At 53.3% G+C, this 7,757-nt stretch carries 6 protein-coding genes; 3 read left to right on the top strand and 3 right to left on the bottom strand.

The features are described from left to right. Complete coding sequence (locus tag AC2FNV_RS18600; protein ID WP_170607685.1) at positions 1–2,160, bottom strand: LPS-assembly protein LptD; 2,160 nt, start codon at positions 2,158–2,160, stop codon at positions 1–3. Next, positions 2,160–3,260, bottom strand: a complete 1,101-nt coding sequence (gene lptG / locus AC2FNV_RS18595; RefSeq protein WP_170607884.1) for an LPS export ABC transporter permease LptG — start codon at positions 3,258–3,260, stop codon at positions 2,160–2,162. The genes AC2FNV_RS18600 and lptG overlap by 1 nt, the downstream gene beginning before the upstream one ends. Positions 3,261–3,489: 229 nt before the next feature. Between lptG and AC2FNV_RS18590 the strand changes: the two genes are divergently transcribed. Genes AC2FNV_RS18590 through AC2FNV_RS18580 form a run of 3 tightly spaced genes read left to right on the top strand, consistent with a single transcriptional unit; the run spans position 3,490 to position 6,503 of the window. Next, entirely contained in the window at positions 3,490–4,956 is a 1,467-nt protein-coding gene (locus AC2FNV_RS18590) for a leucyl aminopeptidase (protein ID WP_170607687.1), read from the top strand. A 4-nt stretch (positions 4,957–4,960) separates the two neighbouring features. Next, the gene (locus AC2FNV_RS18585; RefSeq protein WP_170607689.1) at positions 4,961–5,419 is read left to right on the top strand and encodes a DNA polymerase III subunit chi; all 459 of its coding nucleotides are present in this window, start codon (positions 4,961–4,963) and stop codon (positions 5,417–5,419) included. Positions 5,420–5,456: 37 nt separating this feature from the next. Beyond that, positions 5,457–6,503, top strand: coding sequence for an aldo/keto reductase (locus AC2FNV_RS18580; protein WP_170607691.1), 1,047 nt, complete (start codon positions 5,457–5,459; stop codon positions 6,501–6,503). Between the two features lie 66 nt (positions 6,504–6,569). Here the strand turns inward: AC2FNV_RS18580 and AC2FNV_RS18575 are convergent, their stop codons facing one another. Beyond that, positions 6,570–7,556, bottom strand: coding sequence for a GlxA family transcriptional regulator (locus AC2FNV_RS18575; protein ID WP_170607692.1), 987 nt, complete (start codon positions 7,554–7,556; stop codon positions 6,570–6,572). Positions 7,557–7,757 lie beyond the last annotated feature (201 nt).

The following is a 7,757-nucleotide window of genomic DNA, read 5'->3' as shown; positions in this document are numbered from 1 at the left end:
TCAACTGCATGTCTTCTTGTACTTCTTGCCACCGCTTTCAACAGAGTATCCGGTCATGGCTAGGGTAAAGCCGAATTCCGTCGTAGGCTCAATACTCGATGTTGAGGTGAAACGTCGAGTCAGGGTCACGCCAAATTGCACGCATTCGTTACGGTACGTTACGCCAAGCCCAGCTCGGATTGGTTCAGACTCGCTGAAATCATACCGAGCATAAGCCGTGGTCCGCCAGTTTTGATCGATACGGTACCCACCGTTCAGCCAAAGCTCAGAGATTTCATCGCCACCGGTTTCCACCGGATCCGGTTCCAGCCAAACATAACTTCCGCTCAAAGAGGTGCCACCCTTTGACCAAGCCGTTCGAAGCTCTGCCTTACTAAAGCTTAGATCTGAGTTGAGTAGTCCGCGGGCTGCAACGGTCAAACCCTTGCCGTTTCGCAACTGCCCAGCCAAAAGCAGATCAGATGTTGTACCCTGTAAGCCAGAGCTCAGGGTAAAATCTGGATCGGCTTCTGATCGGAAGACCTGCCCGACTGTGGCCAGAGCCTCCCATCCGTTCGAGCGGTACCTAGCCCAATTCAATCCCACAACGGCCGTTGCCGAATCTTCTCGCCGATCCACGGCCGGAAAACGCGAAAGAGACAACAGGTTTCCCTGGTCGAATTCCTGAAATGTACTTTCGTCATTTGGCACATCTGAGTCCGATACATTAGCCCATCCCAATTGGACTATCGGTTCCAGAAATTGCCGCGCGCCGTTTTGTTCGCGCCGAACCATCGGATACCGCAAAGTCAAAGCCGCACGAGGGGCCGTGCGGGTGACGTTGCTGGGAAACGCGCTGTCATTTCGGATATCGAAGGTGTCGATCGCTGCGCCCAAGCGAACGTCGGTTCTTAGGCCCGTTACAAAAGTCCAACTGCGAACCCATTCTGCGTCAAATGTTGCTCTTGCAATATCACGGCCAATTACGTCCTCGGTGCTGGTGCGCTGGTGTGCGTGACCTATAAAGGCTAGCTGAACCTCGCCGCCAACCGACTTAGGAAAGTAGCGCTTTCGATAATTCAGATCGAATACGCGGGATGGGATCTCATCCTGCGGTTCGCGATCACGCAGCGATTCATAGTGGATAAATCCTGTTCGAAATGCCGTATCGCGCCTGATCCGTTCCACGGCTATTTCGCTGCGCAGTCGATCAGGGTTAAATGGGGTATAATCTGCAAGATATGCGTCGTCCGACGTGGTTCGGATATCGAATTTCAGCCGGTACCCCTTTCCAAGGCTGAACTGGCCATCTGCAAAAAAGTAACCGCGATTTTCATCCGGTCGTAAATCATCGCGCGTGAAAGCACCACGCAAGCGAATTCTGCCTCGCTTAAAGGCCTGTCGATATCGAAAATACACTGTACGCGTATTAGACGATATATACGGGGTCAGCGTCAGATCTTTGTGATCCCCTAGCCGGATGAAGTAGGGAACACGAATCCCGGTTCCCAATTGCGAAGTAGTTCGGATCGATGGGGTAAGAAACCCTGTTGCACGCTCTAGCGTCGGGTCGGGCAGGCGCAGGACCGGAAAATAAAATACCGGTAAGTCCATGATGCGAAGCTGAGCGCCTTCAAAATATAGCTGACGCTCGACCTGATCATGGGTAACTTTGCGAGCCCTGATTTGCCAAAGTGGTGATCGACCGTCGGCACATACATGGCAGGATGTTGCTGCGACTTTACTGAACTGAGTGTATCTGCCAGCAGCGCGTATGGCTTGTACAGAAGCGATCTGTATCTGCTGGTCAAATACCATCCGTGCGCCGGTTAGCAGCCCGTTTTGAATCTCGCTATCCAGCTCAGCCGAGTCCGCGAGAAGGGTTGTCTCTCCAGCCTCATCAAGGCGAATTGGGCCAGTCAGCGAAAGAGAACCTGTCTCACGGTCGTAGACAACACTTTCAGCAGTCAACTTAATGTCGCCTTGATAGGCTTCGACATTGCCTTCGGCGACCAGTTTGTTGTCTGGCGTGATGAATATTTTGTCAGCCACCAGCAGCGCGGGTGTGCCCGCCGCGGTATCGGAGGTTTCCGGGTTCCCACTGTCAGATTGAGCCGACCCCTCTGTAGGCTGGGACAGGATCAAAACACCGCTGAGAAGCAGCGACAGCAATGAACGCATCAGCCGTCCTCCACATGCAGCAGCAACCCGAGTGAAAGAAAAATTCCGGCAATGGGTGGCGCCCAAGCCGAAATCATGATCGGCAATTGTCCGTTTTCGCCCAAAATTTGCGCAAAATTTCGCACGAAATAGACGGAAAACCCCAGTAGTACTGCTGTAAGAACGGCGATGCCCGTGCCGCCAAAACGCACGTGGCGCATAGTAAACGCTGCTCCGATAAGAACCATCGAAACCAAAAACAACGGTCTGGCCAACTGCGCCTGAAGCCAGACCTCGTACTGTTTGGTCGAAAACCCAGCTTCGCGAAGATCGCGTATCAGTTGGGGCAGATCATAAATCGAAACGGAGTCTTGCCGCCCCAACCTGTCTATGATTTTGTCCCGCGTTAAAGTGGTAGGCAGGTTCAGTGTGTCATGGGTGACCGAGGCCGCTTCGGGATTCAGATCGTCCTGAATTGTCCACACTTTTGCTTGCTGCAAGGCCCATTGGCCATCTTCCAATACTGCCCGATCTGCGGTAATCTGCTCGGTCGGAATTCCGTTGGGTCCAAATGCAATGACTGTCACATCTCGCAGGCCAAGTCTTTCGCCGTTTAGTGTGCCCCGGGCGTGAATGACGGATTGCCCCGTATTTGTGCCCTGCCGCAGCCATAGCCCCTCTCGACTGATAGACAGGGTCGAATCACCGTTGTTGCGATATCCGTCCGATAGTCTCCGAAACTCTTCAGAAGTGGCAGCTGCTATTGGGTTCAGCAAGGCAACAGCAACCGCGCCGATCAATAGGGCCAGTACTGCCGGCGCAACGAGCACTCGGAGACCAGACCTTCCAATAGCCCTTGTAACGACAAGCTCCGAGCTGCGTGCCAAACCGACGAACAACGCAATGGTGGTCAGAATTACTAAAAGCGGAAGCATCTCACTTATCGCGGCGGGTGTATTCAGCAATGTAAGCTGGAGTAATTGCCCAAAGGACAGATTTGCATCGTCGAAACGTCGTACCTGCTCGACCAAATCAATCAGGATAATCAACGTGAGAAAAATGCCGCCAATCACAAAAAAGTTTTGCATGAAGCGGCGGGCAAAGTAACGGTCGAGGATCACGCCTGCGCCCCCGATCCAGCTTGAACATTGGCAAACGCCCGGCTCGCGTCCCGGCATAAAGACATGCGCGACGGCCTGTTGCTGCCGATTGGTCTCAACTTTGTTCCCCCGAGCCTGCCGGTTATTTTCCGGAGACCTTAATGCAATTGCCGGGCGGGGAAAACTGCTATCTGGTCAACCGGGGCGGCGCGAGCTAGGTCTTGGTCAACACATTCTTGAGGAGCATGATATGAGCAGTCTGGTACCGGTGCGTTTTCAACCCTTCGACTTGGATTTGATGGCAGAGGCAAACGGGCGAGTTGTGGTGATCATTCCGTCCGAGGGGAAATTGGGGCCAGCCGCACGCCGGGCCAACCGTTTAACCAAGGGCGCGGTTGCCCGGATGGTGGCAAGCGAGCGCTTTGAAAAGGTGAAAAACGGCGATGTAATCACGCTGGCATGGCCGGGTGGTATGCAGGCCGAAGCGCTTGATATCTTGGTGTTGCCGCGTCGTCCGGAGCAAGCCGAAGCGCGCAAAGCCGGCGCGAAACTCGCCAAACTGGCGGGCGCAAAAAGTGTGTTGGTCATGGCAGGTAACCAGATGCAAACTGACCAACTTGCACTTGGCATTGTTCTGCGAAGCTATGATTTCGATGCGCACAAAACCAAGGTCACCGAACCGGTTAAGGAAATAACCATCAGCCACAATAAACCCGAAGAAGTAGAAGCCACGTTTGAACCTCTGTACGCGGTAGCGGACGGGGTGCGCATGACTCGCGATTTGACCAATGAGCCAGCGAATATCTTAACTACCTCCGAATTTGCAAATCGCTTGGCTGAAATGCAGGACTTAGGCCTTGAGGTCGAAGTTTTGGAAGAAGACAGATTGGCTGATCTTGGTATGCGCACGTTGCTAAGTGTCGGTCAGGGCTCGGTCAGTCCTTCAAAAGTTGTTGTGATGCAATGGAAGGGCGGAGAAACCGATGATGCGCCGCTCGCTTTGGTGGGCAAAGGTGTTGTGTTCGATACGGGCGGAATTTCGCTAAAGCCTGCGGGTGGTATGGAGGACATGACCATGGATATGGGGGGTGCCGGCGTTGTTGCGGGCGCTATGCGAGCCCTTGCCAAACGAAAGGCCAAAGCCAACGTCGTGGGTCTGGTAGGTTTGGTGGAAAACATGCCGTCGGGCAACGCAACGCGCCCGGGTGACGTGGTCAAATCAATGAAAGGCGATACAGTTGAGATTATCAACACCGATGCAGAGGGCCGCTTGGTCCTTTGCGACGTAATGTGGTACGCGCAGGATCGGTTTAGTCCTGTGGGAATGATCGATCTGGCCACTCTTACTGGGGCTATCATCATTGGTCTGGGGCACGAAAACGCGGGTGTGTTTTCAAATAATGATGTGTTCTGCGACGCCTTTCTAAAGGCAGCCAAGGATGAGGACGAAGGCGCGTGGCGGATGCCGTTGGGCAAAGCATATGACGATTTGTTGAAATCCCGCATAGCCGATATGAAAAACGTGGGTGGTCGTTCTGCAGGCTCGATCACTGCCGCACAATTTCTTCAGCGCTTTGTGAAAGAAGAAACTCCTTGGATACACTTGGATATTGCCGGAGTCGCGTCGGTCAGCACCGAGACATCTTACGCTCCGAAAGGTGCAACTGGTTGGGGTGTTCGTGCACTGAGCCGTTTTGTCCAAGACAACTTCGAGTAACACGATGGGCGCCGTCTATTTCTATCACCTGACCCGACACCCGCTGGAAAAAACGCTGTCGGTTCTTTTGAACAAGGCGCGGCAAGCGGGGTGGCGGATCGCAGTGCGAGGGACAGACCCTTCGCGTTTGGATTGGTTGGATGAAAAGCTGTGGCTGGGTCCCGAAGAGACATTTCTGCCGCACGGTCGGGCAGGGGGGCCACACGATGCTGATCAGCCGATTTTGCTGACTTCAGATCAGAAGGCTGTAAACGACCCAACCTGCGTCATGACGGTGGATGGGGCTGATGTTGATCCAGGGGAGGTCAATAAACTTGAACGGGTTTGCGTTTTGTTCGACGGAAACGACGACGTCGCGGTGCAAAAGGCGCGTGACCAATGGAAAGCTTTGACCGAGGCGGGGTGTTCCGCGCAGTATTGGTCCGAGGCTTCGGGTCGATGGGAAAAAAAAGCCGAAGCCTAATCTATTTAGCCAAAAGTGAATTTTAGGAGACATTCTGATGGAAATGAAACCTCTGGGTCGCACCGGTATTATGGTGTCGGATTTGTGCCTTGGCACAATGACGTTTGGAACACAGACCTCAGAGCCGGATGCGCACCGCCAAATGGATATGGCCTTGGCCGCTGGGATCAATTTTATCGACGCCGCCGAGATGTATCCGGTCAACCCGGTCGCGAAGGAAACCGTAGGACGCACGGAAGAGATTTTGGGTAACTGGAATGCCGCCAATCCTTCGCGAAGGGGCGAATGGATTCTGGCCACCAAACACTCAGGCGAAGGATTTATGCATGCCCGAAATGGCGCGCCGATCTCGGCCGAGACCATTCCAGAAGCCATTGAAGGCTCTTTGAAGCGGTTACAGACCGACTACATCGATCTTTACCAGTTTCATTGGCCCAACCGGGGCAGCTACATGTTTCGCCAGAACTGGCATTACGATCCTTCCGGAGGCAACCGGGATGCAGTGCTTTCGGAAATGCGTGGATGTTTGGAGGCGCTTAAACAACAAGTGGAAAAGGGGAACATCAGGGCCTTTGGCTTGTCTAACGAAAGTGCGTGGGGCACGGCGCAATGGTTGCGGTTGGCGGATGAAACAGGAGGTCCCCGGGTAGCATCCATTCAAAACGAGTATTCGTTATTGTGCCGGCTATTTGATACCGATCTTGCGGAACTTTGTTTGTTTGAAGACGTTGGATTAATGGCTTTTTCACCTTTGGCCGCAGGTTTTTTGAGCGGTAAATACCAAAATGGATCGGTGCCGGACGGTTCTCGTATGTCCTTAGTGCCTCAAATGGGTGGTCGAAAGTCTGAGCGAGTGTTTGATGCAGTCTCAGCCTACCTTGAGATTGCTGATCGCCATGGTTTGGACCCGGTGCAAATGTCTTTGGCCTGGTGTCAGGCGCGGCCCTTCATGATGTCGGCGATTTTCGGAGCAACTACCGAAAACCAATTACAGCATATTCTTAACGGCGCGGATCTTAAATTGTCGGGCGAAGTACAAGCTGAAATTGCTGAGGCTCACAAAGCGCACCCAATGCCATATTGAACCAGGCGACATTGGTGAACCCGGCCGGGATTGATATGCCCAACAGCGCGATAGGTTGATTGCGTCTCAGTGAGGCATCGGTTGGTTGCTTTCTTGCCGCAGGTCCCTTGCTGAAACACCATGTGCGGTACGAAACGCTCGGGCAAAGCTGGATTGCGAAGAAAAACCAGTTGCTTGCGCCACATCCATCAACGGCATCTGACTGTCGGTTACAAGGCGCCGTGCCTCCGCCAACCGTAGCTGCAGATAATGGTCTTGTGGCGTAGTATTATAGCGTAATCGGAACTGTTGTTGCAACGAGCGAGGGCTCGTGCTCAAAGCCGTGGCAATTTCCGCCAATGGTAAAGGATCGCTCAGCGCAGATTGCATCAGAATATTCGCCCGTGCCGTTAAAGTCGTATTCAGATTTTCTGCACCGACCTGTGCCACCGTTTGTTTTGGCTTAATCGCGATGTCTTGCTGAAACACGGCGGACACTCGACTGGCGAAACCAGCACCCAATCGGGCGGCCAAAATTTTTACAACTAAATTTATGGTGGCTATCGACCCACTGGAGGTCAAACGGCCAGGTGAGATTGTGAATGGATCGGTACTGATTTCAACCAAAGGGAATCGAGCGGCGAAAGGTGCTTGATCTTCAAGCCGAGGGGTCGCTGCGTGGCCATCCAGTAATCCGGCTTCTGCCATTAGCCATTGCCCACCATCAATTCCGGCTAACGTTGCGCCGGTGTCGGCAATGCGTTGCAATCCGGCCAACAGACTTGGCTTGGCCTGCCGAGCAATTTGAAAACCTGCAATCACTATCAACAAGTCACATCGACGCAAACGCGCCAACGGAACCCCCTGAACAGGCAAGGCGCTTGTCAACATTACGACCTCCGGCGTGGGTGTTACATAATCCCAGTCAAATACCGGGTGGTCTGCTAGCCGGTTGGCAGCGCGCATTGGGTCGACGACTGAGGCAAAGCTAAGCGTATTGCACTCATCCAAGACGAAAACGGCTGTCTTCAGAGCGCGATGTTCGGGTTCAAGGATACTTTTAGCGGATTTCATCAAGTTCGATTCGCATTTTGCCAAATTCTGACACCAAGGCTGCGTCGGATTCGGACGGTAAAGCAAATCGGAATCGGGGGAGAAACCTGGGGATAAGGTGTAGCAGAACACTGTATGTTTTGGGGATAACTAAATCGTAGAACAGTCAAAGCAACACGAACCGCGCGACCCCTCGGTCGCGCCCACTCTTTCAGTTCAAAG

This window comes from Ruegeria sp. BHSA163 (assembly GCF_059613365.1).
Note: the sequence above shows the minus strand (reverse complement) of the source record. Positions and strands in the feature narration are given on the sequence as shown.